This is a genomic window from Fontivita pretiosa, from assembly GCF_050410795.1.
Lineage (GTDB): Bacteria > Planctomycetota > Phycisphaerae > Tepidisphaerales > Tepidisphaeraceae > Fontivita > Fontivita pretiosa.
Genome location: NZ_CP191258.1, coordinates 5,497,415 through 5,524,345, shown reverse-complemented (window position 1 = coordinate 5,524,345; position 26,931 = coordinate 5,497,415). Strand labels below are relative to the sequence as shown.

The 26,931-nt window shown below is 63.9% G+C and carries 20 protein-coding genes and 1 tRNA gene; 13 read left to right on the top strand and 8 right to left on the bottom strand.

Going from position 1 to position 26,931, the window contains the following annotated elements; translation table 11 throughout:
- Positions 1-138 precede the first annotated feature (138 nt).
- Positions 139-2,415 (top strand): S41 family peptidase, encoded by a 2,277-nt coding sequence (locus ACQS5P_RS22360; RefSeq protein WP_428938835.1) that lies wholly within the window; start codon positions 139-141, stop codon positions 2,413-2,415.
- A gap of 106 nt (positions 2,416-2,521) precedes the next feature.
- On the opposite strand, the gene ACQS5P_RS22355 is transcribed toward ACQS5P_RS22360, so the two are convergent.
- A complete protein-coding gene (locus ACQS5P_RS22355; RefSeq protein WP_428938834.1) occupies positions 2,522-3,370 on the bottom strand; it encodes a hypothetical protein in 849 nt (282 codons plus the stop codon).
- A 56-nt stretch (positions 3,371-3,426) separates the two neighbouring features.
- On the opposite strand from ACQS5P_RS22355, the gene ACQS5P_RS22350 reads away from it, so the two are divergent.
- The 3 genes from ACQS5P_RS22350 to ACQS5P_RS22340 all read left to right on the top strand — a co-directional run bounded on the left by ACQS5P_RS22350 (position 3,427) and on the right by ACQS5P_RS22340 (position 5,879).
- Entirely contained in the window at positions 3,427-3,747 is a 321-nt protein-coding gene (locus tag ACQS5P_RS22350) for a hypothetical protein (protein ID WP_428938833.1), read from the top strand.
- Positions 3,748-3,855: 108 nt separating this feature from the next.
- Positions 3,856-5,646 (top strand): TIGR03790 family protein, encoded by a 1,791-nt coding sequence (locus tag ACQS5P_RS22345; RefSeq protein WP_428938832.1) that lies wholly within the window; start codon positions 3,856-3,858, stop codon positions 5,644-5,646.
- 17 nt (positions 5,647-5,663) lie between these two features.
- Positions 5,664-5,879, top strand: a complete 216-nt coding sequence (locus ACQS5P_RS22340) for a hypothetical protein (protein ID WP_428938831.1) — start codon at positions 5,664-5,666, stop codon at positions 5,877-5,879.
- A gap of 63 nt (positions 5,880-5,942) precedes the next feature.
- Here the strand turns inward: ACQS5P_RS22340 and ACQS5P_RS22335 are convergent, their stop codons facing one another.
- From ACQS5P_RS22335 to ACQS5P_RS22315, 5 genes are all read right to left on the bottom strand, one after another.
- Positions 5,943-6,791: a cysteine peptidase family C39 domain-containing protein gene (locus ACQS5P_RS22335; protein WP_428938830.1), complete on the bottom strand. Its 849-nt coding sequence runs from the start codon at positions 6,789-6,791 to the stop codon at positions 5,943-5,945.
- Positions 6,788-7,309, bottom strand: coding sequence for a hypothetical protein (locus ACQS5P_RS22330; RefSeq protein WP_428938829.1), 522 nt, complete (start codon positions 7,307-7,309; stop codon positions 6,788-6,790). Before ACQS5P_RS22330 ends, ACQS5P_RS22335 begins: the two co-directional genes overlap by 4 nt.
- Before the next feature lie 129 nt (positions 7,310-7,438).
- Entirely contained in the window at positions 7,439-9,316 is a 1,878-nt protein-coding gene (aspS, locus tag ACQS5P_RS22325; protein ID WP_428938828.1) for an aspartate--tRNA ligase, read from the bottom strand.
- 87 nt (positions 9,317-9,403) lie between these two features.
- Positions 9,404-10,543: a glycoside hydrolase family 113 gene (locus ACQS5P_RS22320; protein ID WP_428938827.1), complete on the bottom strand. Its 1,140-nt coding sequence runs from the start codon at positions 10,541-10,543 to the stop codon at positions 9,404-9,406.
- Between the two features lie 226 nt (positions 10,544-10,769).
- Positions 10,770-11,765: a polyprenyl synthetase family protein gene (locus tag ACQS5P_RS22315; RefSeq protein ID WP_428938826.1), complete on the bottom strand. Its 996-nt coding sequence runs from the start codon at positions 11,763-11,765 to the stop codon at positions 10,770-10,772.
- Between the two features lie 144 nt (positions 11,766-11,909).
- Between ACQS5P_RS22315 and nifS the strand changes: the two genes are divergently transcribed.
- The gene (nifS, locus tag ACQS5P_RS22310; RefSeq protein ID WP_428938825.1) at positions 11,910-13,067 is read left to right on the top strand and encodes a cysteine desulfurase NifS; all 1,158 of its coding nucleotides are present in this window, start codon (positions 11,910-11,912) and stop codon (positions 13,065-13,067) included.
- A gap of 18 nt (positions 13,068-13,085) precedes the next feature.
- Here the strand turns inward: nifS and ACQS5P_RS22305 are convergent, their stop codons facing one another.
- Positions 13,086-14,495, bottom strand: a complete 1,410-nt coding sequence (locus ACQS5P_RS22305; RefSeq protein WP_428938824.1) for an MBL fold metallo-hydrolase RNA specificity domain-containing protein — start codon at positions 14,493-14,495, stop codon at positions 13,086-13,088.
- Positions 14,496-14,612: 117 nt separating this feature from the next.
- Here ACQS5P_RS22305 and ACQS5P_RS22300 point away from each other — a divergent pair.
- The 3 genes from ACQS5P_RS22300 (at position 14,613) to ACQS5P_RS22290 (ending at position 17,545) form a co-directional block, all read left to right on the top strand.
- Positions 14,613-14,686 (top strand) — tRNA-Arg (locus ACQS5P_RS22300).
- A 23-nt stretch (positions 14,687-14,709) separates the two neighbouring features.
- Positions 14,710-15,816 (top strand): pyridoxal-phosphate-dependent aminotransferase family protein, encoded by a 1,107-nt coding sequence (locus tag ACQS5P_RS22295; RefSeq protein ID WP_428938823.1) that lies wholly within the window; start codon positions 14,710-14,712, stop codon positions 15,814-15,816.
- A 130-nt stretch (positions 15,817-15,946) separates the two neighbouring features.
- Complete coding sequence (locus ACQS5P_RS22290; protein ID WP_428938822.1) at positions 15,947-17,545, top strand: hypothetical protein; 1,599 nt, start codon at positions 15,947-15,949, stop codon at positions 17,543-17,545.
- Between the two features lie 53 nt (positions 17,546-17,598).
- On the opposite strand, the gene ACQS5P_RS22285 is transcribed toward ACQS5P_RS22290, so the two are convergent.
- Entirely contained in the window at positions 17,599-18,225 is a 627-nt protein-coding gene (locus ACQS5P_RS22285; RefSeq protein ID WP_428938821.1) for a type II secretion system protein, read from the bottom strand.
- 286 nt (positions 18,226-18,511) lie between these two features.
- Between ACQS5P_RS22285 and ACQS5P_RS22280 the strand changes: the two genes are divergently transcribed.
- From ACQS5P_RS22280 to ACQS5P_RS22260, 5 genes are all read left to right on the top strand, one after another.
- Positions 18,512-20,020 carry an FAD-dependent oxidoreductase gene (locus tag ACQS5P_RS22280; RefSeq protein WP_428938820.1) on the top strand — a complete coding sequence of 503 codons (1,509 nt, stop codon included), beginning with the start codon at positions 18,512-18,514 and terminating at the stop codon, positions 20,018-20,020.
- 409 nt (positions 20,021-20,429) lie between these two features.
- Entirely contained in the window at positions 20,430-21,413 is a 984-nt protein-coding gene (locus tag ACQS5P_RS22275; protein WP_428937294.1) for a transposase, read from the top strand.
- Between the two features lie 3 nt (positions 21,414-21,416).
- A complete protein-coding gene (locus tag ACQS5P_RS22270; RefSeq protein WP_428938819.1) occupies positions 21,417-22,604 on the top strand; it encodes a hypothetical protein in 1,188 nt (395 codons plus the stop codon).
- Positions 22,605-22,692: 88 nt separating this feature from the next.
- Complete coding sequence (locus ACQS5P_RS22265; protein ID WP_428938818.1) at positions 22,693-24,240, top strand: hypothetical protein; 1,548 nt, start codon at positions 22,693-22,695, stop codon at positions 24,238-24,240.
- Positions 24,241-24,242: 2 nt separating this feature from the next.
- On the top strand, positions 24,243-26,906 hold the full coding sequence (locus tag ACQS5P_RS22260; protein WP_428938817.1) for a hypothetical protein: 2,664 nt from the start codon (positions 24,243-24,245) through the stop codon (positions 26,904-26,906).
- Positions 26,907-26,931 lie beyond the last annotated feature (25 nt).

Sequence of the window (26,931 nt, the reverse complement as noted above, 5' to 3'; positions counted from 1 at the left end):
CCGCCGACGCAACGATTTGTTTTGACCGCGGTCAGCGACAAGTGTAAGTTTCTCAAGTGTAGACTTGTGCCGCAGATGCGCATGAACCGCTGCTGCTGAGCGACCGCAACCCCAGGCCCTGGCAAGGACCGGATGCACATGAATACGTATTGGCTGTCGATGCAGTGCCCGAAAATGTTGCGACGATGGATTCTGGCCACCGTGCTGAGCCTGGCAGTGCTTTGCGGCGCGCTGCCTCAACTGCGGGCGCAGGAGGCCGCCCGGCCTCAGGCGTCGGCGCAACAGCAGCCTCAGCAGACGATCAATCCCGAAATCGCCTCAGTCGAGCAGCTCAAGCTCGAAGCGTTCAAGGCGCTGCGAGGCGGACAGTTTGATCGAACCAGCGAGCTGCTGAGCAAGGCCGCTACACTTTCCAATGACCCGACCCTCAGCCAGATGTCGCAGTGGCTGCACCAGTTCCAAGCACAGCGGCTGGAACTGGTCGCCGAGAAGCACAAGGCCTTCGAGAAGGCCGTCGCCGACGTGCGAAAGCTGCTGGACAACGACTATCCCGACTTCGCGGTGGACAAGGCCAAGGATGCCTATCTGCTGGCCGAGGACAAGCAGGCGTTTGTGCGTCAGCCGTGGGTCGCCGAACTCATCGCCGCCGCCAAGTCACGCGCGGCGGACTACGAAGCCCGGGAGATGTGGCGGCAGGCGCAGTTGCTGTACTCGAACCTGAACTCGCTGGAGCCGAACGATCCGCAGTGGAAACAGAAGTTCAAGTCGGTGACCAACCGCCTGCGCCTGTTGGCGGTTTATACGCCCGAAACGTTCAAGCAGATCATCGAGGAGGATTCGCGGCGTCGCGAGGCGGCCGATGAGCTGCTTCGCCCGACCACCCAGCCCACGAGCAAGCCCGCCGAAACCGAGGAGAATGACAGCTTCCGCACGGACTGGCGGGACATGCTCCGCGGCATCCGCTTCGACATGCTCGTGACCGCGCTGGACGAGGCATGCAACTACTACTATCGCCCGATCAGCTACAAGACGCTGACGGTAGGGGGGCTGAACGGACTGCGGGCGCTGGCCAGCACCCGCGGACTGGAACGCGCCTTTGCCAATCTGGGCGATGAGCAGCGTCGCAGCGCATTTCTGGAAGCGATCGATTCAGCCATCAGGCGCATCGAGGACGCCCCACCGGCACGCGAAAAACGCGTCACCAACGAGATCCTGGAATCGATCAAGGCCGCCAACGCCGCCAGCGTGCAACTGCCGGAGGAGGTGCTGGTCAGCGAGTTCGCCGACGGCGCCTTCGGCGAGTTGGACCCGTTCACGACAATGATCTGGCCCAGCGACCTTGAGGAGTTCAACAAGTCCACGCAGGGCGAGTTCAGCGGCGTGGGGATCCAGATTCAGCTCGATGACGAGGGCAATCTCAAGGTGGTCAGCCCGCTGGAGGACAGCCCGGCCTACAAGCAGGGCATCCACCCCGGCGACATCATCATTCGCATCAATGGCAAGAACGCCAAGGGGATCAGCATCAACCAGGCGGTGAAGAACATCACCGGCCCGAAGGACACGTTTGTGACTCTGACGATCAGGAGTCCGGACGGGACGGTGAAGGATTACACCATCCGCCGCGAGGTGATCAAGGTCGCCAGCGTCAAGGGCTACCAGCATCGCCCGGGCGGGGGATGGGATTACTTCATCGACCCGGCACAGAAGATCGCGTACGTTCGGCTGACCAACTTCACCAAGACCACCGAAGACGAGCTGAGCGCGGCGCTGCGGGAAATCGAGCGCCAGGGCGGGCGGGCGATGATCCTGGATCTGCGGAACAATCCCGGCGGGCTGCTGCCGGCGGCGACGGAGGTCTGTGACCGTTTCCTGTCCGAAGGCACGATCGTATTCACCCGCGGCGAGCGGGAGATGCCCGGCCAGCCGCCCATCGAAGCGCGCAAGGGCGACGAGGTCGCGCTGCCGGTCGTCGTGCTGGTCAACCAGTTCTCCGCCAGCGCCAGCGAGATCGTCTCCGGCGCGTTGCAGGATCAGAAGCGGGCGCTGGTGGTTGGCGAACGGACCTTCGGCAAGGGATCGGTGCAGATGCTGTTCCCGCTGGCCAACCGCTCGGCGGCATTGAAGCTGACCACCAGCCACTATTACCTGCCCAGCGGGCGCAATATTCATAAGGAAGACAATGCCCAGACCTGGGGCGTTGAGCCGGATCTGGTCGTCGAGATGACCACGGATCAGATGCGCGCCGCGCAGCAGGCGAGGCAGGAGCTGGAAGTGCTGTACGACAGCCGATCCGCTCCGCAGGCCGCCAGCACCGGGCCGACGACTCAGCCCGGCAAAGACCTGCTTGCCGCCGACGCGCAGTTGAGCGCCGCGGTGCTGCTGCTCAGGCTCCAGCTCGCCGGCGCCACGCTGTGAAAGCTGGTTGCTGAACAACACAGGGACGTGACACATGAAGCGGGCAGGGGCCGCTGCTTCATGTGTCATGTCCCGACGTTTTTCACGTCTTCAGGTTTCGTCCCCGCTATTGCGATTTCTGCGTCGCCGGTTTCTTCTGTCCTCCCAGCAGCTCGCCGATTCCTTTCTCGACGGCTTTGGTCGCATCGTTCTTGAGTTGTGGCGGCAGTTTCGTGCCCAGCTCGTTGGAGATCCTGTCCAACTGCTTGCCGAGTTGCGTCGCAAGCTGCTGCTTGACCTTTTCCACGTCCAGGCTCAGCAGCCGGCGAACGTCCTCGGGAAGCTTGTCCGACTCGGAGGCCTTCTGCGCCAGCGTGGTGACCAGCAGCGACACGACCTCCTTGATCGCCGCTCCGTTGTTGGCGCCTTCGCCCGTGCCGATTTCCCTGAGCGCAAACGAGGGAATCGTCAGGTTGATCTCCTGCGCCAGGCCGGGAATGCCGGGTCGCAACACGACCTGCGCGTCGTTCACCGCCAGTTGATTGATGATCAGCCGGATGGGTTCACCGCTGTCGGGCGGAGGAGCCTTGGACTGCTTTTCGGTCAGGACCTGGAAGTTGAACTTGCCGCCGGATTGTTCGATGACGAGCGTGGGTTTGTCGATCTGGATCTGGCTGACGCGGATGGGATCGCTGCGCAGCTCACCAAAGCTGGTATCCACGAAAATGCTGCCCAGGGTAAACATCCGCGGCGACTGGAAACCGTCGGGCGAGGCGACCTGAAGATCATTGAGGCGCACATTGCCGCCGATCAAAGACACGTTTGCCCCGCCGACCGTCGTCTGAAGGTCCAGCGAACTGCTCGCCTGCGCCTGGACGGTCCGGCGGACAATGCCGTTCAGGTTCAGCCATACGGCGCCGATCACGACCACGACAAGCACGACCACCGCCAGCACGATCCACTTCAGATACTTCATGTGGGAATTCTCCTGTGAATTTGACAGGTTTTCGATCTTGTGCCACGATTAACTACATGCTGCTGACCAAGCATGAGAACGAGACTTTTCTCAATCAGACCGTCTACATAAGTGGCCAGGCATTCATCAATTGCACCTTTATCGCGTGCACGCTGGTGCTACGCGAAACGATCTATCATCTGGAACGCTGCACCTTCGAGCGCTGCAACTGGCACGTGGATTGGGTCCTGATGTGGGGAAGTCCCGAATCCATCCGCGAGATCAAGGCGCTGGTCAACATGATCGAGAAGGCCCAGGAACAACAGGCCCAGGCGGCTGGCGGCGGCAGTGTGCCGGGGACCGCGCCAGCGCCCAGCGGCAACGTTCCGCCGGCCTGAGCGGATTGAAGCCGACCTTCCAGGGGCCGCTGCATTGAGCGTCCGACTCGCATCATAACCTGCCCGCCCGCGTTGTCCCAGCGCACAACTTGTCCTAGCATCAGCCCAGTGAGGCTCGGTATTCGCGGCAAGCTCATCTCTGTTGTCTGGTTGCTGCTGCTGGCGGCGCTGCCCGTTGCTGCGGAAGGCACCCTCAAGCCCGATCAGATTGCTCTGGTGGTCAACCGGCACGAGCCGCACAGCCGCCAGCTCGCTGAGTTCTACGCCCAGGCGCGCCAGATCCCTCTGGATCGGATCATCGAGCTGGACCTGCCCACCACCGAAGAGATGCCCTTCGATCGCTACGAGCGGTCGGTCCGGCCCGTGCTGCGCCGGGCGTTGAAGGACCGGGGACTGAAGGAGCAGGTGCGATGCCTGGTGACATTTTATGGCGTACCACTGCGCGTGGCCGGGCGTGTCAACAGCCTCCTCGATAACCAGGAACTCACCCGACTGCGATCCGAGCAACAGCGGTTGAACCAGAAGCTGGCCGAGATGGTTCGGCAGGTCGAACAGCGCGTGGCTCAGATGCAGCCATCCTTCAAGCCCTTGAACGATGAGGTCACGCTCGAGGGTCTGGCCCGGCGGCTGGAGCACGTGGGCAATGTGCTGGGGAAGCTGGCGTCATCCAATGAGGATGCGGCGATGAAGGCCAGCGCCATGCAGGTCGCCGCCGAAATGAACGCCCTGTTCACGGCGCCGTTCGAGCCGCCACCAGACGCCGCTGCACCGCCTGCGCCGCCGGTACCGACCACCGCCACCAGCACCGCACCGGCCACTCAGTCTGAACTGCCGCCCGAGCCGGGGCCACGAAACCTGACCGTGGCCGAATTGGCCGATCTGCTGGAGCAGCCGTACGACCCGCAAACACGGGCGACGGTCCGGGGTTTCTCACGACACTTTACCGGGATCCTCTCGCACGCCCGCGTGTTGCAGGCGCAGATCGACTATCTCACTGCCGATGCCACCGAGGCGGCACTGGACAGCGAGCTGGCCATGTTGTGGTGGCCTGCCTACTCGCGCGTTCGCTGGCAACCGAATCTGCTGAATCTGCACGTGAGCGAGGTGCGCGCCCCGCCGACGCTGATGGTGATGCGACTGGATGGCCCCACGCCGCAGATCGTGCGGGACATCGTCGCCAACAGCATCCTGGTGGAGCGACAGGGGCTGAAGGGTCGCTTCGTCATCGACGCGCGCGGTCTGGCCGCCAGAGACACACAGGGCAACGAGGATCAATACGGGCTGTACGACGATCGTCTGCGTCGCCTGGCGGCGATGGTCCACGCCCGGACCGATCTGGAAGTCAAGCTCGACGATCAGCCGCAGGTCATCCCCGCCAATTCGGTTGACGAAGTGGCCCTGTATTGCGGCTGGTACAGCGTCCGCAATTACGTGCCGGGGATGAAGTTCAACCCCGGGGCCGTCGGATACCACATCGCCAGTTTCGAGCTGGTGAGCCTGCGGGGCGAAAAGGAGACCGGGTGGGTGCGCGGGCTGCTGTACGCGGGCGTGGTGGGCACGCTTGGACCAGTGGCCGAGCCATACCTTCAGTCCTTCCCGCCGCCGGACGAGTTCTTTCCGCTGCTGCTTACCGGGCAGTTGACTCTGGCGGAGGTTTACTGGGCCACCACGCCAATGACAAGCTGGATGCTCACGTGCATTGGGGATCCGCTGTATCGTCCATTTGCTGCAAATCCCGCGATGGAGCTGAAAGACCTGCCCCCGAGCCTGCGCAGCCGCATACCCACCCTGTTTCAGGCCCGGCCGACCACCTTCCCATCCATGCCCCAAACCGCACCTCAAACAGGAACGCAACCACATGCCCGGCAGATTCAAGCCGGTGCCGGGGATGGCCGATAAGCACTACTGGAGAGCCTATGGCCTGCCAGTTGATCTGTCCGAATCTGCGTTGCCGGAAGATCCTGTCGGTACCGGATGAGGTCCGGGGCAAGCTGGTTAAATGCCAGCATTGCCAGACGATGTTTCGGGTGCCGGAGCTGAAACGTTCCGGCGGGGGCGCAGCGGGGGCGGGCGTTGCTGCTTCTTCGCCCACCGCCAGTACCGTCGCCTCGGGCGCCGAACCGGCCAAGTGACCTGCAACCGCCCGGATCGCTCCAAGCCAGCGGCGCAAGCTCGCGGTCCGCCGGAATATCGCTTCAGGCGCCGGCGCGAACGAGCCGGGCGCCCACACCGTGCCAGAGGATCTTCAGGTCGTCGATCGACCAGACCTCCAGCCCGCTGGCCGGGTCGGCGATCAGCGCGCGGTCCGTTCCCTCGAATCCCAGCAGCACGACCGAGTGCGGAACGCCGGGCAGCCAGCCCCACGACCGCTGGTAGCGCGGATCCACTTTGGCATCGGGCTTGAGTTCCACCGACAGCAGCACCGGCCCGACCCCACGCAGATCATCCAGGCTTCCGCGGTCAAACATGATCACGTCATAGCCGCTGGCGGCAGCCTTCAGCCGCAGGCCACGCCAAAGACCGTGCATGCTCGTGCCGTGTGTGCTTGTCAGGCACAGCAGGGCCATTTCCTGTTCAGAGGTCTTGATGTTGTATCGAGCCAGCAGGGTCGCCGCCGCCGCCGCACTGCACGAGGCGCGGGACGTCTGCAAGCAGACGTTGCCCAGCCAGCGGTCCTGCATCCGCGGCGGTCTGGACAGAATCGGTCGATAGATCGCCACCAGACATGCCGCCACCAGTGCCCCGATGATCGCCAGCCGTCGCAGCCCCGGCCCGGGAACGCGCCACCAGATGATCCCCGCCAGCATCGCCACCAGCAGCGGCTGGGGATTGCCCACCACGATCAGATTCGAGAACGGCAGCAGCCGCGTGAGGGCGATGCTGTCGGTCAGCAGCAGGGAGTTGGCCAGCATCAACGCCACGGTCATGATGGCCAGCAGGTTGGCGGTCCGCGGCGGCAGCGTCCGCGACACGCGCAGCGTGCCCACCAGAACCAGCGACGCCAGACAGCCCACGATCAGGATGCCGATCAGCAGATCGCTCATGGCCGAGGAAGTGTATCCGGCCCACACTGCGGCGAGGCAGTCGCTCTCACCAACTCGAAACGGATGACCCATACCCAGGGGTCGTCACGCCAGCAGTGCCCGCTGTCGGGCTTGTGCAGTTTGTCCCACAGGCTGCGGAACCAGGCCACCGGATCCTCGCCAGCGGAGTGATCCGCACCAGGGAAACCTTCGGCGCGGGCATCGGCCCGATCGATGCGGCACAGCCGCTCCAGACTCACATCGGTAACCTGAAGCACAGTTCTGCACGACGCCGGGGACATGCCCCAACGCTCGCGCACCCACAGCCGATCTCCAACTTGGCCAAAGCGACAGACGATCCGACGACCATCGCGGAACGCAACCACTCGGCCGGACTCGTCGCGACCTGTCAGATCCGGTTGGGGCACCACCGCCCGGCGTGTCTGAGTCTTGCGGCCTTCCAGCAGGGCGCGAACCATCGCCGCTGTGAACGTGATCGGGCGTTCGCGGTGCAGTTCCGGGGCACGTCCGTATTTCATGATCCTTCGCTGCGACCGCCTGGACATTGCAGCAGGTCCTCCATGGCCGCAGCACAGCGGGACGGAGTCGGTGCCCCGCCAGCGGGCCGCTGAAGCTGGGCGGGACTGGTCCTGGCCGCCGCCCTCAAACTACGGCTTACCGGCGCCGCCCTCGTGTTTGTGGACCACGCCATGCACGTCGGGGGCCGCTGCGCCTGCGGGGCCTTTGCCCGGCGGAAGCACGACGCGGATGTGGACTTCGCGCAGTTGCTTCTCGTCGATGGGGCTGGGCGCGCCACACATGAGGTCGGCTCCGCTCTGCGTTTTGGGAAACGCGATCACGTCCCGGATGTTACTGGTGCCTCGAAGCATCATCACCAGCCGGTCCAGGCCCAGCGCGATGCCTCCGTGAGGCGGCGCGCCGTACTTGAGCGCATCCAGCAGGAAGCCGAACTTCTGCCGCTGCGCCGCTTCATCGATCCCCAGCAGCGCAAAGACCTTCTGCTGGATGTCGCTGCGGTGAATACGGATGCTGCCGCCCCCAAGCTCGCTGCCGTTGCACACGACGTCGTACGCCTTGGACTTGATCGACTCGATCACGCTTCGCTCACGGCTGTCCAGCTTGGGCAGGTCTTCGTCCAGCGGCGAAGTGAAGGGGTGATGCGTGCTGACGTATCGCTTCTCCTGCTCGTCGTATTCAAACAGCGGAAAATTGACGACCCAGGTCCAGGCAAACTCACTGGAGGGCTTAAGCTGCATCTCCCTGGCCATCTTCAGCCGCAATTCGCCCAGAACTTTGTGGACGATTTTCGGTCGGTCGGCGGCGAAACAGAGCAGATCGCCTTCGACGGCGCCGATGCGCTCGATCAGCCTGGAGGCGACCGGATTGATAAACTTGGCGATCCCGGTGTCAAACGCGCCGCCGGACGCCACCTTCGTGACAGCCAGCCCCTTGGCGCCCAGCCCCTTGGCCCAGTCCGCCAGCGAGTCGGTCTGGGCCCGCGTCAGCTTCGATCCGCCCGGCACGACAATACATTTGACCATCGGCGCGCTCTTGAACACGCCGAACTCCGTCGCGTGCGCGATGTCGGTGATGTCGTGCAATTCCATGCCGAATCGCAGGTCCGGCCGATCCGAGCCATAGCGGTTGATTGCCAGGTCATAGTCCATCTGCGGGATCGGGTTGGGCACCTCGACGTTGAGAATCTGTTTCCAGATCAGTCGCAGCACTCCCTCGATCACGCTGATGATGTTCTCCCGGTCGATGAACGCCATTTCCACGTCGAGTTGGGTGAATTCCGCCTGGCGGTCGGCGCGCGGGTCCTCGTCGCGGAAGCAGCGGACGATCTGCATGTACTTGTCGCACCCGGCCACCATCAGCAGTTGCTTGAAGAGCTGAGGCGACTGCGGCAGGGCGTAGAAACACCCCGGCTGAAGGCGCGACGGCACGATGAAGTCGCGAGCGCCCTCGGGGGTGGATTTGGTCAGGTACGGGGTTTCGATCTCCCAAAAGCCCAGGTCGTCGAAATAGTCGCGCATCGTCTTGGTCACACGCGCCCGCACACGCAGCGTCTGCTGCATCTCGGCGCGGCGAAGGTCGATGTAGCGATACTCCAGCCGCCGCTCCTCGTTGACCTGTTCGAACTCGCCGGGGGTGAACGGCGGGGTCGGCGACTCGCTGAGCACCTGCATCTGGCGGGCACGCACCTCGACCTTGCCGGTCGCCAGCTTGGGATTCTCGCGGCTGCGACCCTTTTCATCGACCCCGCGATCGGCAACCACGCCGCTGACGCAGATCACCCACTCGCTGCGCAGGCGGCGGGCCTCGTCGCGCGTCTGCGGTCCGCACTCGTCGGCGTCGAAGACCACCTGCGTCAGGCCGTCACGGTCACGCAGGTCGATCAACACCACGCCCCCGTGATCGCGGTAATTGTGAACCCACCCCGCGAGCTTGACCGTCTTGCCCACGTCCGAGATGCGGAGCTGTCCGCATGTATGCGTCCGATAGCGCGTTTCGATGGCTTCCATGATCTGATTAGTGGCCAGGGATCAGGAAACGCCCGCCAGCAAACTGTCGATGCTGGCTGCTCAGCACTGATCAGCGACCACTGCTCCTCATTTGACTTCCCACCGCGGCTTACTGAGCCACTGGCGAAGGACTTTCTCGGCCGGCTTGTTCTCCGGCGTGTACCCGCCGTCGTCCGGTCCGCCATCACCCGGCGGCCATTCCCAGACGCTGAACCCGCCCAGCAGCGGGTTGCCCCACCACGACCGGAAGAACCCCTCGTACAGCTTTCGCTGAAGCTCCAGGTCGATCGGCTGGTCCTTGGTGTAATCCCAGGGCTCGTACGCAACGTTCCGCTGGCTGAACCATCCGATCTCCAGAAAAAGCAGCGGCTTGCCCTGCTTCTGAATCCACGGCAACAGGTCGCTCTGAATCTCCTGCCACCGCTTGATGATATCTTCCACCGACGGATTCTCGTTGATGCCTTCCGTGCCGAACTTCCAGTAGCTGTTCATTCCGATCAGGTCCAGATCATCCCAGAACTGAACCGCGGTGTAGTGATCCCAGTTGGACGAATAGGTCAGCAGCCCCTTGAACGTCTCTCGCACGTGTGCGATCGTTTGGCGCCACTGATCGACGTGCTTTTCGGCACTGACGAATTCGGAGCCGACGACGAACACATCCACCCCGTTGCCCTGCGCGATCCACGCGAAGTGGTTCAGCATGTTGCGGTAACTGTCGAACCAGTCGTCCCAGCCGCCGTACTCTTCCGCCGGCCTGATCACTCCGCGCCAGTCGTTGCCCTTGGGGTTGTCCAGCAGCACAATCGGCATGAGGATGACCCGCAGCCCGCGGCTCTTGGCGTGGCGGATCAGCTCGGCCAGTTGCTCGGGCGTGGGAGTCATCCGCAGGTCCAGGTAGATCCGGGTACTGCGGACGTTTTCCATTCGCGTGTCAACGACGAACTTCACCGCGTCAGCGCCCAGGGCGGCGATCTCATCCACACTCTGCTTGTACCGGTCGATCCAGTCAGTCCGCTGGATCTGCATCCCCACGGCGCACAGGGGCAGGCCATCGCGACTGCCTGCCGGCACGCGGGGCGGCGCGCTGGTCCGCCGAACCGCGGCGGCGTCGGCGGAAGCGGCTCGCTCGCCAGCGCTCAGCCGCGATGGGCCGCCCGGCAACACCACGCAGCTCAGCACCACCACATACGTTGCCAGCGCCACAAGGATGATCCATCTGCCAAACATCCGGTCCCTCGCATCCAGACTCCGTCCCATTCGAGCGGGGCACACTATAAGGGAGGATGCCTGAATGTGGTAGGGGAGCACCGTCAGCAAGCCGCTGAGCAGTCCGGCCGGCCCGCTTCAAGAGCTGCAATCGCCACGTTCGCGCGGATTGCGGATCAGCGGCGACTCTGGATGAATCCGATTGGCTGGGCCGGCTGCGCCAACCGCCTTGCCGGCAGCCATTGCGTTACAGCGTTCGCGAGACCACGAATTCCGCCATTGCGTCCAGGGCTCGCTTGGCTTGCGAGTCGGGGATCGGTTCGATCGCCTGCCTCGCCCGCTGCACCAGTTGCCGGGCGCGCGTCTGCGCGTAGTGGATGGACCTGCTGGGCAGGATGAGGTTGCGTATGCGCTCCAGCTTGTCTGGCTCGCGGCCTTCCAGAAGCGATCGCAGCAACTGCCGGTGCTGCCGTGGCGCGGTACGCAGGAAGTGAATCATCGGCAGCGTCAACTTCCCCTTTTCGATATCGATCCCCAGCGTCTTGCCTACCGTTCCGCTGTCTCCGACGATATCCAGGATGTCATCCTGAATCTGAAACGCCGTCCCGACCGATTGGCCGTACAGCTCCAGCCGGTCCACCAGATCGGGAGTGGCGCCGGCGAACTGGGCGCCAAGCCGGCAGCAGGCGGCGCACAGCACCGCGGTCTTGAGCCCGATGATCCGCAGGTACGTCCGCTCGTCCAGATCAAAGTTGTTCCGATTCTCGATCTGGAGAAGTTCGCCTTCGCAGACCTGGTTGGTCGTGCGCGCGATCAGCCGCGATGCATACTGCGAATCCAGACTCGAACACAGATGATAGCTGTGGCTGATCAGGTAATCGCCCAGCAGCACCGCCGCCTCGTTGCCCCGCAGATGGTTGATCGTCGCGCCCTTGCGGCGCAGCTCGGCTTCGTCCAGCACGTCGTCGTGGACCAGCGTGGCCATGTGGATCATCTCTACCACAGTGGCCAGCGTGACGTGCGCGGAGTTCAGCTCCCCGCACGCCCTGCCCGACAGCAACAGCAGCATCGGGCGGAGCATTTTGCCTCGGAACCGGCTGACGTGCCGGACCAGCGCGTTGACGCACTCCAGCTCGCTTGTGAGCTCGTCGTTGAAACAACGTTCGACGGCGGCAAGCTCCGTGGCAATGCAGTCGGTCAGACCGTGCAGCCCAACCCGATCCGTCAGCGTGGCGGTGCTCATGTTCGCCGGCAGTATAGAGACGGGCTGGTGCATCTGCGAACAGCGCTCGGATATTTCGAAAATATTGAAAACCCGGCCGAAGGGTGTCGTTGACCCCGACGCGCAGCCACTAACACGCCGACACCCAGCACGCTAGAATTGCCCATGATGGAGCTGGTTTACCTGGACAACAACGCCACCACCCGCCCGGCACCGGAAGTCGTGCAGGCCATGCTCCCGTACCTGACCGACTTCTGGGGCAATCCCTCGAGCATTCACCGCTTCGGGCAACTGGCCCGGCGGGGAATCGACCAGGCACGCGGGCAGTTGGCCGAGCTGCTCAATGTCTCGGAGAGCGAGCTGTTTTTCACGTGCGGGGGCACTGAATCGATCAACACCGCCATCCGCGGGCTGCTGGCGACCCGCGCGCCGCGCAAGCGCATCGTCATCTCCGCCGTCGAGCATTCCGCCACACGCGAGCTGTGCCATCAGCTCGCGCGTGAAGGCTGCCAGATCACCGAGATCTCCGTTGATCGCACCGGTGCGCTGGATCTGGATCAGCTTCGTCGAAGTCTGGACGACGACACCGCGCTGGTCTCGATCATGTGGGCCAACAACGAGACGGGCGTGCTGTTTCCGGTGCAGCGGATTGCCGAGATCTGCCGTGCGGCGCGCGTGCCGTTCCACTGCGACGCGGTGCAGGCGGTGGGGAAAATCCCCACCGATTTCCGCGCCGTGGGGATGGACCTGGCCAGCGTCGCAGCCCACAAGTTTCACGGCCCCAAGGGAGTGGGGGCGCTGTACGTCCGCCGGGGCACGCGCCTGTGCGCCTGGTGCGTGGGTGGCCCGCAGGAGCGCGGTCGCCGCGGCGGGACTGAAAACGTCCCCGGCATCGTCGGCATGGGCATGGCGGCGCAGCTCGCCCGCGAGGCGTTGCCGCAGATGCGGCGCGTCGCGGAACTGCGCGACATGCTCGAACGCCGCATCCTCCAGGCCATTCCCGATACGCACGTCAACGGTCGAACCGATCAGCGGCTGCCGAACACCACCAACATCGGCTTTGCGCGTCTGGAGGCGGAGGCGATCCTGCTGCTGCTCAGTGAGCAGGGGATCTGCGCCAGCGCCGGCGCCGCCTGCTCCAGCGGAAGCCTGGAGCCTTCGCACGTCCTGCGGGCCATGAAGATCGATGAAAAGATCGCCCATGGCGCCGTGCGATTCAGCCTCTCGCGCTACACGACCGAGGCCGAGATCGAGCGCACACTGGCGGTGCTGCCCGGCGTGATCACCCGCCTGCGCGCCGTTCTGCCTGTCGGCGTGAGCTGAGGCTTTGAACATCGAACGCTACACATGCAGCGCCGCGGTCTGCTCGGCCGGCACCACGGCCGATCCGATCCCCCGATCCAGCAGGCTTCTTGCCAGCCCCTCGGCCTGATCCGGCTCGCCGTGTACGACATACGCGCGGGTGCGGCTCACGAGCGTGGGCGCGAGGAATCGCAGCAGCTCCTCCCGATCGGCATGCGCGCTCAGCCCGTGAATGGTCTGCACGCGGCATTTCACTTCGTACCAGCGATCGAAGATCCGAACCCGCTTCTGCCCCTCCTGAAGCCGCCGGCCCAGGGTCTGTGGCGGGGTCCAGCCCACAAACGCTACGCAGTCGCTCTCCCGCTCCAGGCTGTGCTTGAGGTGATGCAGAATCCGCCCGAATTCGCAGGTGGGGCTGCTGGCGATGATCACGCACGGGCCGCGGTCGGCGTTGATCTGCCGGCTCTGCTGCGAGCTGGCCGCGAAGTTCACCCGCGTCAGCCCGAACAGGTCGTGATGCCCGATCAGCTCCCTGGTCTGCTGGTCGTAGTTCTCGGGAAATTCGCTGTGCACGCGCGAGATCTCCACTCCCATCGGGCTGTCCACGTAGATCGGCAGCGGCGGGACCAGCCGTTCATGGATGAACTTCTGCATGTAGTACAGCACGGTCTGCGTGCGGCCCACGGCAAACGAAGGCACGAGCAGCCGCCCGCGGCGATCGATCGTCTCCCGCAACAGCCCCAGCAGTTGAGGCTCGACCTGACTCATCGGCGCGTGTGTCCGGTCGCCGTACGTGCTCTCGGTGATGACCAGATCCACCGGCCCGGGCAGGGGGTCCGGGTCGCGGATGATCGGCGTGTCGTAGCGGCCGATGTCCGCCGTGAACAGCAGCGTCCGCGGTTGGTTGTTTTCGCGATATTCGATCAGCACGTAGGTTGATCCAAGGATGTGCCCGGCATCGAGGAAGGTGAAGGCGAAGGATCCGCCGCCGTTGCGGGAAGCGATCTCGGTTCGCTGTCCGTAGCCGACGCGGCTCCAACGCTTCAGGACCTGGTGCACGTCGCCGCGCCGAAACAGCGGCTGCACGGGCATCTCGCCCGGTGGCCTGGCACGGCGGTTGAGGTATTCGGCATCTTCTTCCTGAATTTGCCCCGCATCTTCCAGGACGATTCTGGCCACTTCGGCGGTGGCGGGGGTGCAGTAAATCGGCCCGGCGTAGCCGGCGCGCACCAGCACGGGCAGCTTGCCGCAGTGGTCCAGGTGTCCGTGCGAGAGGATGACCGCATCCGCCGACGCCGCTCCGTCGGGGATCCATTCATTGAACTGTCGCGCAAGCTGCCTGGGTCCCTGGTACATCCCCATGTCCAGCAGCACCCGCAGGCCATTGACATCCAGCAGATGACACGAGCCGGTGACGGTTCTGTCCGCGCCGCAGAATTGGATCCGCATGTTCAGCAGTGTAGCATCTCCGCATCGCCGCTGCTGCGGCCCGCGCGCGTGGCGATGCCAGCGGCGAGCGGCGCGATCTGGCAACTGGCCGGTGGCACGGCTAAAGTAGTATGGGCCGCAGCCGTAGCTCAGTTGGATAGAGCATCGGATTTCTAATCCGACGGTCGTGGGTTCGAATCCCTCCGGCTGCGCTGCAACCAGGGAAGTTGATCGCTTGAAAGGGCAAATCCACATTCAGCCTCGCCTGCTGATGGGACCGGGGCCATCGGATGTCAGCCCGCGAGTTCTGGCGGCGATGGCGCAGCCGACCATTGGTCACCTCGATCCGCAGTTTTTGACCATCCTGAACGATATTCGCCAGATGCTTCAGGCGGTGTTCCAGACCCGCAACGAACTGACACTGGCGGTGAGCGGGACGGGTTCGGCGGGGATGGAAGCGTGCGTGGTGAACCTGATCGAGCCGGGCGACGCGATGCTGGTGTGCGTCAACGGCGTGTTCGGGCAGCGGATGCAGGACGTGGCCCGCCGGGCCGGCGCGAGGGTCACCGCCATCGAAGTGCCCTGGGGACAGGTTTTCACGCCACAGCAGGTGCAGGAGGCAATCGACCGTCACGGGCCGTTCAAGCTTGTCGGCATTGTGCATGCGGAAACCTCGACGGGCGCGCTTCAGCCGATCCTTCCGATCAGCCAGGTCGTGCACCGCGCCGGGTCGCTGCTGCTGGTGGATACGGTTACGAGCCTTGGGGGCGTCGAGGTGGATGTGGATGGCTGGGGGATCGACGCCTGCTACAGCGGCACGCAGAAGTGCCTGTCGTGTCCGCCGGGGTTGGCGCCGGTGACCTTCAGCCCCGCCGCCGAACACGTGATGGCCAGCCGCAAATCGCCGGTGCAGAGCTGGTATCTGGATCTGCGGATGGTGCGGCAGTATTGGGGCAGCGAGCGGCTGTACCACCACACGGCGCCGATCAACATGCTCTATGGCCTGCACGAGGCGCTGCGGATCGTGCTGGAAGAGGGTTTGGAGGCGCGGTGGCAGCGACATCGCCGCGTTCACGAACTGCTCAAGTCTGAGCTGAAGGGGTTGGGGATCGAGTACCTGGCCGATTCACAGCACCTGCTTCCGACGCTGAATGCGGTGGGGTGTCCAGCGGGCGTGGATGAGGCCGGCATTCGTCGCCGCCTGCTCGAACAGTACAACATCGAGATTGGCGCCGGGCTGGGGGCATTCAAGGGCAAAGCCTGGCGGATCGGGCTGATGGGCCAAAGCGCCACCGAACGCCACGTGAGGTCGCTGATCGACGCACTGCGGACCTTGCTGTGACCCGGCCCTCACCGGCCACGGTGTTCGATCGCCGCAAAAACACGAGCCGACCATCGCCATGAACAAATCCGACCGTTTACCGGGATTGAGTGGGTTGCTTTCTCGACGATGTGCCAGCGGTCTGCTCCTGATGGCGGGGCTGATCCTGATCCTGTCAACGCTTCCAGCAAGGGCACATTACCACGAACTTGGCTACGGCGAGCCTTACGAGCTGGCCGGCAAACGCATCGTGTTCACGACCTGGTACTGGGTTCGTCCCGGGGAGTTTGACTGGGTGGACGACAGCGGCAAGACGGTTTTGGCCAACCGCAACGTCAGCGCCTCGCCGATGGACCCGGCGATCCACTGGGTGGAGCGCGACTTTCCGCGCGGCGTGCGGCTGGTGGCGGAGCCGGCGCGCAAGGGCGAGCTTGCCATCAAGCCGCAGTATCCCTGGGAAGCCGACGGCATCGAGATCACCTCGCTCTACCAGCGCGACGGGAAGATCATGGCCTGGGGCAAGTGCAAGCCCGGCGGCAACTGCTATCTGGAATCAACCGACGGCGGGATGAGTTGGACAAGGCCCAAGCTCGGGCTGGTCGAGTTCAATGGCAGCCGGGAAAACAACCTGGGCGGGCTGGGCTTTTTCCGGGGATTCTACGACGAAAACGCTCCGCCGGAGCAACGCTACAAGCAGGCAATGAACGAGGAATGGACGCCTGAGGAATTTGAAAAGAGCTACAAGCACCGTCGGCCTTGGCAGCGCATGGCGGTGGAGATCTCGGCGGGGAAGGTGCAGGCGGTATGGGGGTATACCTCGCCGGACGGGCTTGTCTGGACGCGCACGCCGGAGCCGCTGATCGTCGAGACCAGCGACGGCGGGCAGTACCTGTACTACGACCCCAGGCTCAAGAAGTACGTGATGTACCTGCGCAGCGCGATGATCGGTCCGCGCTCGCCGCGGTTTGGAGTGCTGCCCGAGGATCAGACCGAGCGATGGCACAAGTTCGCCATCCGGGTCGTGATCGGGCGTTCGGAGTCGGCCGACTTTTTCCAGTTCCCGCTGTCCGAAACGGTCGTCGAGATCGGCAACGACATGGCCCCCGACGACATGTTCCAGTTCAACTGCTATACCAGCATCCCCAAGGCGCCCGATCACCATGTCATGCTGCCGTCGCGGTGGATTCGAGCCGAGGACACGACGGCGATCGATCTGTACACCTCGCACGATGGCAAGCTTTGGCATCGCGCGGGAACGGGCCTGCTCACGCCGTCGAACATCGGGCAATGGGACGGCGGCGGAGTGTGGGTGCTGAACCCCGGGCTGGTTGAGCTGGCCAATGGTGATTGGGTCATTCCGTATCAGGGGAGCCTGCTGCCGGGCAAGTATCCTCGTGGGCAGATGGCGGTGCGGTGGGGGCTGGCCGTCTGGCCGAAGGGACGGCTTATGGCGATCGAAGCGCCCGGCGAAGGGCGGTTCAGCACGATGGCAGTGGTTGCCCCTGGCAGCCGGCTGCGCATCAACGCGCTGACCAAGCGGACCGGGTACATCCGCGTCGAGGCCGCCGACCTGCACGGCAGGCCCATTCCCGGACGGACCTTGGCCGATTCCATCCCCATCATCGGCGACCAGCCGGCCTCGCAGGTCCGATGGAAGTCCGCAGACGATCTTGGCGTCAAACCGGGCGAGCCGATTGTCCTGCGGTTCCAGATGGACCGGGCGAAGATCTATTGCCTGGATTTCGAGTGAACAGACGGCCGGGAGCGACGGTTGTCAGGGTGTTCCGCGCCGCCGCACCGCGTTCAGCGTGAGCTCCACGGGTCGATGCCGCGGGTGTCTTTGGGCAGCCGGGATTCCACGTGCCAGTCGAGGAACAGGTAGTTGGATCCGATGTTCGGGCCGTGACGGTAGCCCTCGTAAACGACGACCACGTGCGGATCATGGAAGTCCGGACCGGCCCCGCCGTAATAGTCGGCCTCGCTGCTCTTTTTCTCCCCCATGACGATGAACTCGGAGGATGTCAGCCCGCCGAGGTCTTTGTCTCCCATCTTGACCAGCCGGGCGTCGTTCAGGACGTAGGAGTGCTCGAACATTGGATCTTCATCGTTGGGGCAGAACATCACCGGGGGGTTGTGGACCGGTGGCTTGAACACATGCACCGGCCAGCGGTCTTCCTTGGGCCGGGGAACCCCCGGCGCGATCCAGGCTCCCAGCCCCGGCGGATAGATCCAGCCTCGCCATTTCTGGGCGTACATGACCAGCGCCTGGCCGATCTGCCGGAGGTTGGATTGACACTGCACCTTTTTCGCCTGTTGCCGGGCACGGGCCATGGCCGGCATGAGGAAGGTGATCAGGACGGCGATGATGCCGATGACCACCAGTAATTCCACGAGAGTGAACCCCCGCCTGCCGCGTCTGTGCATTCGCATAATGATACCTCCTGATCCGCGTTGGCCACGTTACCGTAGGCAGCGAAGGTGTCAACCATCGTGTTGGCGATGGCTTGGGGGATGGACCGCGCCCATGGGCATCACCCCCGGAGGTTTTTACAGGGCCGAAGGACCCGGGGGCGCGCACAAAGATTCGAATTTTTTCCTGCCCGGCCTGGTCCCTCGGTATCATCCGCTTCGGATACGGGTCGCAACTTCTGCCCTGGCCCGTGACGATGGCGGCTGAGCCGCAAAGGCGGATGTGATGAAACCGCATGTCTGGGTGATGGCATGGATCGTACTTGTGGTCTGGTCATGGGCACACGATGCCGCCGCAGCGGCCAACGCGGTGGTGGACGAACCGGCGAGGAAAACGCCGGTGCTCTACGATGTGGACGTGGTCGTCGTGGGCGGGGGATTGAGCGGGGTGGGGGCGGCGCTCGGGGCGGCGAGATCCGGGGCCAGCACGCTCGTCATCGAACGAACCGGCTATCTCGGCGGGTGGCTGCGCGGCGCAGGTCTGGGGGCTGTGCTGGGCATTCGTGGCTGGCGGCCGTCGCTGGGCGAGGGCGTGCTTCGCGACATCTCGCAACGCACCGTGGATCTGGGGATGGAGTTCCATCCCGACCTGGAGACGGTGCGGAATCGCGGCAACCTCGAAGTGGTCAATCACGAGATCATGGCCCAGGTCTTTCAGTCCCTTCTTGTCGAATCCGCAGTGCAGATCCAGTTCTTCTCGACGTATGCCGGATCGATCGTCAAGGACAGCCGGATCGAGGCGGTGCTGATCGAGACGCCGGTCGGGCGCTATGCAGTGCGAGGCAAGGTGTTCATCGACTGCACGGGCCTGGCGACCGTCGCCGCCGAGTCGGACGCGCCGACGAAGAAGTCGCCGGCGCTGATGGGCCTGAATGCAATCATCACGGGCATCGATCACGATCGCTTCGTGGCCTACGAGAAGTCGATCCCCAAGGAGCCCAGCCCGCAGTTAAAGCCGTGGCTGGAAAACAAGCTGGGGTATCCGATCACCAGCTTCAGCAGCGACGGCGGGCCGGACAACATGCCGTTTCCGTGGGATGACTGGCTCGGCCACGAGGGGCCGCTGTATGGCGAGCAGTTCCGCGTTGCGGTGGACAGGGGCGAAATGCCGCTGTTTCTGCCAGTAGGCGATCGTGGCATCGTCGGGATTGTCGAAGGGATCCGCTACAAGAAGAACCAGACGCTCGGCGGCTGGGCCAATCCCCGCACGTACGTGACCGGCGTGGATCCGACCGATCCGCGCCAGCTCAGCCAGGCGCATCAGAAATCCGTGGAGTTCATGTTCAAGTTTGTACAGTTCCTCAACAAGTACATTCCGGGTTTCGAGAAGGCGCAGATTACGCGGCTGGGTGAGATGACGCTGAACCGGGCCGGGCGATCGATCGACAACGGCTACGCGCCCAGCAGCCAGGACATCAACCCGCCCGCGGGAAAAGTGGTCAGCAACGACGACGCGATCGCAGTGATGCAGCGCGGCGCTAAAGCGGGGATTTACGAGATTCCCTACCGCGCGATGCTGAGCGAGAAGCTGGACAACCTGCTGGCGGTGGGCAAAAGCTCGGCGGGCGGGATCCGTTTTCGTACGCACAACATCACGGTGATCATGGGGCAGGCGGCGGGCACGGCGGCGGCGGTGGCGGTGCAGGACGGCGTCAGCGCGCGTCAGGTCGACATTCGCAAAGTGCAGCAGAGGCTGCGCGACGCGGGTGTGGATATCCCACTGAAGCCAGCGAGTCAAAACGGGGGCAGTCGTTGATCCCAATGGCGGATCAGCTAACGCAGCGGTGAGGAGGCAGCATGTTCTATACGAGCTTTCGGGCACGAACGGTGATCATCAGTCTGTGGTCCGCAGGACTGCTTTGTTTTGCCGGGCTGGCGGCGGGCGCGGGTGAAGAGCTGCGCCTGCACCGCTTCGACACCGATCCGCAATGGGAACTGTTTGGCCAGACGACCAGCGGCGCGCCGGTGCGATTGATTGTGCAGGACTTCGGCTGGCGGCCGACGAACAAGGCCGGCGGGGCCGCGCCGGGGGAGATCGGCGGGTTGATCAGCCGATCGCTCACCCGCGCCGTCTATTGGATGCCGATCCGGCTCAGTCTCGACCCTCTCCAAGTTCGGCGCATGTTCGGTAGCGCCACGCCGATGCAGTGGGTACAAGCTGCGGGATGGAAACATCTCGATCACCATGGAAGGTCCTGCGGCAGGCCCATGAACTGGCCCTCCGCGTCTGGCCGGCCTACTCCTGCGACTGCAGCCGCCACGACTTCACGCTCCCGCAACTCTTCGCCTGCCTCGTTCTGCGCGAGCAGCTCAAGCTCAGCTATCGCAGGGCCGAGCAACTGCTGCGCGACTCGCCGCAGTGGCTGGCCGACCTCGGCATGTCCCGCGCCCCGGATCACAACACCCTCTGGCGGGCCTTCGGCACGCTTCTCAAGACCCGGCGCGTCAACCGCATGCTCGACCTGCTGGCCCAGCTTGCCGCCAAGGCCAAACTGCTGCGTAAGCTCGACTCGAGCAAGCCGCTGACCCTCGACAGCACCTGCTACGAGGCGCGTCACCGCTCACGCCATTACGACCGCGTCTGCCGCAAGATGCTCCTGCGCGATGGCGGCAAATACACCGAAAAAACCGATGCAGACGAGGTCAATCGCTCACGCTCGCGCCGGGCCCGGCAGATGCCGAAGCTGGCCCTGGCGGTGGCCTCGGCCTGTCACCTCATCCTGGCGGCGCGGGTTCATATCGGCTGCGGGTCCGATGCGCCGGACTTCGCGCCGCTGTTGTACCATGCGTGGCGGCGGGCCAATGTGAACGTCGTCGTCGCCGACGCTGGATACGACTCAGAGGCCAACCACCGCAGCGCCCGCCTGGACATGGGTGTGCGCTCGGTGATTCCCACGGGCATCGGGCGGCCGTCGAGCAAGCCGCCCGGCGGTCGATATCGCCGGCTGATGAAGCAGCGGTTTGCCCGCAAGGCGGACCGGCGAACCTACGGCCAGCGAGCGCAGAGCGAGACGGTCAACAGCATGATGAAGCGGAACTTTGGCGATGCCCTGCGTTCCGTGCAACGCCGCCGTCGCCGGCAGGAGATGCTCTTGCGGACCCTGACGCACGACATCATGATCTACGCCAATTATGAGGGTCGAGACTGAGCCATGCCGATCCCCGAAAAGACGCTGAATGACAAGCTGACGATCTCGGGCCGATTCGCCGTCGTGCGCACCGGCAACGGCAGCGGCATGCACTTTGGGTTCTTCCACGAGACCTCCAGCGGCTGGCGAACGCCCAACTCGCTGGTGTTCCGTCTCAGCGGCGAGGATAAGGAGCGACGCGGGCAGTACAGTTGGGCGCTGGCGGACCTGGGCAATCGCAACTGGAAGGCCGACGGAGTCGGGGCTTTTGACGGGATCTACCAGACGACCAGGACAGAGCCGATCAAGTCGGACGGCAAGCCGCACGACTTTACAGTTGCCTACGACCCTGATGGGGCCGACGGTCTGGGCGAGATCTCCATCACCATCGACGGCAAGACCTGGAAAAATGCACTTCAACCGGGGCACAAGCAGGAGGGAGCAGTCTTCAACCGCTTCGGCCTGATGAATCTCCAGGTATCGGGCGTGGACATGGAGGTGTATCTGGATGACATCCGGGTCAACGGCGAGCTGCTGGATTTCAATAAGGATCCCGGCTGGGAGGGGATCGGGAACAAGACCCGCTTTGAGGATCGCGACCTGCGCCCTTGGCACGATTTGCGGTGGAGCCCGACCAACCGTGCCGGCGGAAATACGGGGGAGATCGCGATCACGATGTGGCGGGACGAGCGCCCGGCGTACTTCGCGGCGCCGATCGCGACGGTGACGCTGGATCAGCCGTTGCACGCCGAGGGTCGGCTGGCCTTCACCGGCGCCGGGTCCGACAGCGGCGTGTGCCTGGGATGGTTCAATGCCGATTCCAAACGCAACAAGCTCGACCCGGATGTGCAGAACCCAGCCCTGAACTTTCTGGCGATTGCGATCGAAGGCCCAAGCCGCATCGGGCACTATTTCCGTCCGATCTACTCGACTTCGGTCAAGGGAATCCGGGGCGATGCCGGCTCGGGTCCGATCATCCGGCCCGACGGAAAACAACGCCGATGGACCGTTGACTACGACCCCGCCGCCGCTGGCGGGAAGGGGCAGATTACCGTGACTCTGGACGACGAGAAGGTGGTGTTGGAGCTGAAGCCCGACGCGCGAAAGGCCGGCGCGACGTTCGATCGCTTTGGCTTCTTCAACATCCAGAGCGGCGGACACTATGTGAAGGTGTATATCGATGATGTGAAGTACAGCGGCTCGGCGAAGTAAGTGGGCACGTGGTGCGCGCCCCGCCGGCGCGGCCCATTTGTGCCGGCTGGCTTTGAAACGGGCACATCACGCTGGAAACGAGATGGTCATGATCAGCCGACCGGTGTGTGGCGTCGTCATGTTCGTCGTGCTCTTGCTTCTGGTTTCAACACCGGCTCGGGGCGAGCGCACGATCCGCCTGGAACCTGGTGGCGACCCGCTCAGGCGCGAAGCGGTGCTCTTTCCGTTCGATGCGCGAAGCATGAGCTACCGTCACGGGCTGGAGCTGAGTCTGGTCAAAGGGTCAAAGCAGGGGATCGTGATCCGGCCCGGCGCGCCCGGCAGCCCCGACAGCGCGCGGGTTGATTACTACGGTGCGGTTGTTTATCGCGACGGCAAGTTCCAGATGTGGTACCGCGGCTCGGCCAGGGAGGATCCGAATTACTTTTACGTCTGCTACGCGACGAGCGACGACGGAGTGAAGTGGGAGAAGCCCAATCTCGGGCTGGTCGAGTTCAACGGCAGCCGCGACAACAACATCGTGGATGCGGGAATCGCGAATCCCGTCGGGATCATCGTGATATACGAGCCGGACGAGCCGGAGGCTGGCAAGCGTTACAAGATGTTCTGCGAGGCTCGCCCACGGGGATATGGGTACGTCTCCTACAGCGCCGACGGGCTGCGATGGAAACCCTCGCCGAACAACCCGGTGCTCAAGTGTCTGATCGAGCCGTCGGGTCTGATCAGGCATGATGGCATCTACTACGTAACGGCGCAGGGGGAGAACGGCAGTTTCCGTCGTCGCGTGCTGATCAGCTTCGCGTCGGCGGATTTCGAGCACTGGGCGGACGCGGTGGCGCTGGGCTTTCGGCGCGACTCGTTCCCTCCGCGGCCGTATATTACGGGCAACAGCGTTGGCCCGCAGGTGCACATCGGCGCCGGGCTGTGGGATCGCGGCAACGTGATCATCGGTTTATACGGGCAGTGGAACGGCCCGACATGGGAAAACGACGATCGCCGTCAAATGCGCATGAACCTTGGGCTGGTGGTGAGCGATGATGCGCTGCACTACACCGAGCCGATCCCGGACTTCAAGTTCGTCGATGCCTACGAAGAGGACTGGGGCCTGGCCGACCCCGATGGCGCTCCGCCGTGTCTGAGCCAGGGGCAGGGGATGTACAACGTCGGCGACCGGACGCTGACATGGTACGGGATCTGGGGATTCCGCAATCACGCGATTCGGCTGGTTTCCTGGCAGCGAGACCGGCTGGGGTACTTTCAGCCCAAACGCAACCCGATGGAGGGGCAGACGTGGGTCGATGAAGATCGTCCGGACGTCGTGTTGCCACGGTGCATTTCCTGTCCGATCGACCTGAATCGTGGCGGCGCGCGGGTGTACGTCAATGCCGATGGGCTTTCGGATCACGCACAGTTGCGTGTGGAGTTGCTGGACAAGGCGTTCAAACCAATCCCGGGATTCTCCGGTGACGATTGCGTGCCGTTGAGCAAGTCGGGGCTGCGCGAGCCGGTGCGATGGCGCGGCGGCGCGAAAGTCGGACCATTTGACGGGCCGGTGCGCGTGCGCGTCGATTTCGAGGGGCTGCGGCTTGAGGACTGCCGGCTGTACGCGGTCTACGTGGACGCCGGAGGACAGTAAACGTGAGACAGATCCAAACTCTGACGATCGGTGGAATCGTGTCGGTCTGGATGATGTTGACAGCGTCGCAGGTGGTAACGGCGGCGGAGCCGCGCGACTGGCTGGTGGCGGCAAGCTCCATCGCCAGGCTTGCTGACGATCGCATCGCGCTGATGGTTCCAGCGGCGAGAGGAAATCAGAGACAACTGCTCATCTCGCGCGATGCTCATCCAGTGACCCTTCTGGACTTCGAGCAGCCGATCATCATGTTCGGCGAAGGCGGGGTGCTTTCAGCCCGGAACCCCCGGTGTGTCGCGATGGCTGCTGCGGGCGACACGCTGCACGTCATCGCCAGTTCGGGCGGGAAACTGAGCTGGTATACGGCGGCTGTGACGGGTGGCGGGGCAGCAAAGTGGTCGAGCTGGTCGCTGGAGTCCGAAAGTGACCTGGAAGTGGACGAAGCGATCGTCACGCCTGCTGGTGGGGTGTGGGTTGTGTATCGTGAGCAGCTCGGGCAAGACTGCGGGGTGGCCGCCGCGACGCTGCGCGATGGAAGGATCACCCGCATGCCGATCGTTCGCACCCAGGCCGCGATTCTGTCGGCGCGCGGGGCTGTTGGCGATGATGAGGCGCTTCAGATCGTCTGGGCCGAGTCGGAATTGGCGCCGAGGGTTCGCCTGGCGAGGCTGGATACGGGCAACGGCGAGGTTGCCCAGGTCCGAACGGTTGGTGATGGCAATGCGCCGGATGTGCTGCGTGTCGGCCAGACCACGTTTGTCGTAAGCGAGCAGTCTGACGGCTCGATGCTGGCCGAATGGACCGGCCCGGATGCGGTTCGACACGTGCAGGAGCTTCGCGGCCGGGCGGGTGTGAGGCCGACGCTGGTCGCCGACGAGCATGGTGTGGCGTGGCTCTTCGCGGTGGGGTTGGACCGCCGCGCGATGTACTATCGCCGATTCCTCGGCGACGGATTCGGCCCGGAGTGCGAGTGCAACCCTGTCCCCGGCGTGTGGCAGCTCTCCGGCGGGTTTTCCGCTCAGCCGATCTCGGGCAAGTCTGCCGCCTCGATCGCGCTGCTGGAAGCCAGGTTCGTCGAAGAACCCAACGAATACCGCTATATTTTCGCGAACCTGCCGGTGCCACGATATTCGGTCACCGACTCGCGGCGAGTGCTTTTCCTGGACATGCTCGAAGTGGCGCGGATCGACAACGTCCAGCAGAAGGTCGCAACCGCTGTCCGATCCGAGGCCAATCCGCTGAAGCTGAATGGCCCCAGCGGATGGTACGACTGCGCCTACGCTGGCTACGTCAACGTGATCGTCGAGGGCGATAAGTTCCGCATGTGGTACAACGGCCGCTCCGACGAGATCACGCCCGATCGAAAGTTCGTCATGTGCTATGCCGAAAGCACGGACGGCATTCACTGGACCAAGCCGGAGCTTGGCCTGTACGAGTACAAGGGAACGAAAAAGACCAACCTGATTTTTCCATACGAATCGGGCGCGTGCGAGCCGATCGTAATCAGGGATGACGATGATCCGGATTCCAGTCGGCGATACAAGATGGTGCTGGAGGCGTCGTACGAAGGCGCGACCTGCGTATATCTGAGCTGGTCGGCCGACGGAATTCACTGGCAATGGCCGGCGCACCGTTTGTGGGGCAAGGCGGCGGGACGCAATCAGACGAGCAAGGGGTTTCATCCATGGCTGGAGCCGTTGCTGAGTTTCTTCCGCGATCCGCTGGAAAAGAATGAGAACTACCGCTGGAAGATGTACGGGCAGGATGCGTACGCCGGCTACCCGTACCCGTTGCCGCTTCGCACGCGCAACCTTTCGCTGGTGCACGGGGCAACGCCTTACGACATGTTCGGCTACATCGAGAATCCCGTGCTCGACCCGCGCACAGGGCACGAGGAGGATCAGATCCACGGCGGACTGGTCCAGCCGTATGAGGGGATGTACGTCTGCCTGTATCAGCACTGGTGGGACAGGGATTGGAAGGTGGATTTGCGGCTGGCCGCCAGCCGCGATGGCATTCACTTCACGCGCGTGCAGCCGCAGACGGCGGTGTTGCCGCTGGGGCCGGATGGAAGCTGGGATTCAGGCATGTTGTGCACGCCCAATTTCCTTTTCGCGCGCGATGGGAAGCTGTGGCTGTATTACCGCGGATCGATCGGTACGCTGGCGACGGGCCGCGCGATTGCAAAGATGCAGAAGTCGCCGCATGAGCAGAAGTACGACCCGTGGACAATGATGACGGGCCTGGCCAGGCTGCGCATCGATGGCTTTGCCTTTGTGACGATCGCACCGATGCAGTATCTGCCGCAGCCGATGCGGACAACGGAAGTGCCGGACTATCGCGTGCCGACGATGGGAACGGTCACGACGATTCCGATCAATGCCGAAGGGATCGCGCGGCAGAGCCTGCACGTGAACCTTGAGAACTTCGCGCCGGGGTTCGCCTGGGTCAGGGCGCAACTGCGCGATGCAGATTCCGAACAGGTGATTGCAGGCTACAGCTTCGAGGATTGCGATCCGCTGAGGCAAGGCTCGCCGGATCACGTGGTTTCGTGGCGCGGGTCGCCGAAGCTTGATTCGGTGACCGCCAAACGCGTTCGAGTGGAGTTCCAACTGCACGGCGCATTGGATTCACCACAGCTTTACTCGTTCTGGTTTGCGGAGCTGTAGGCTGAGTCCGGTGATCGTTGCGCCC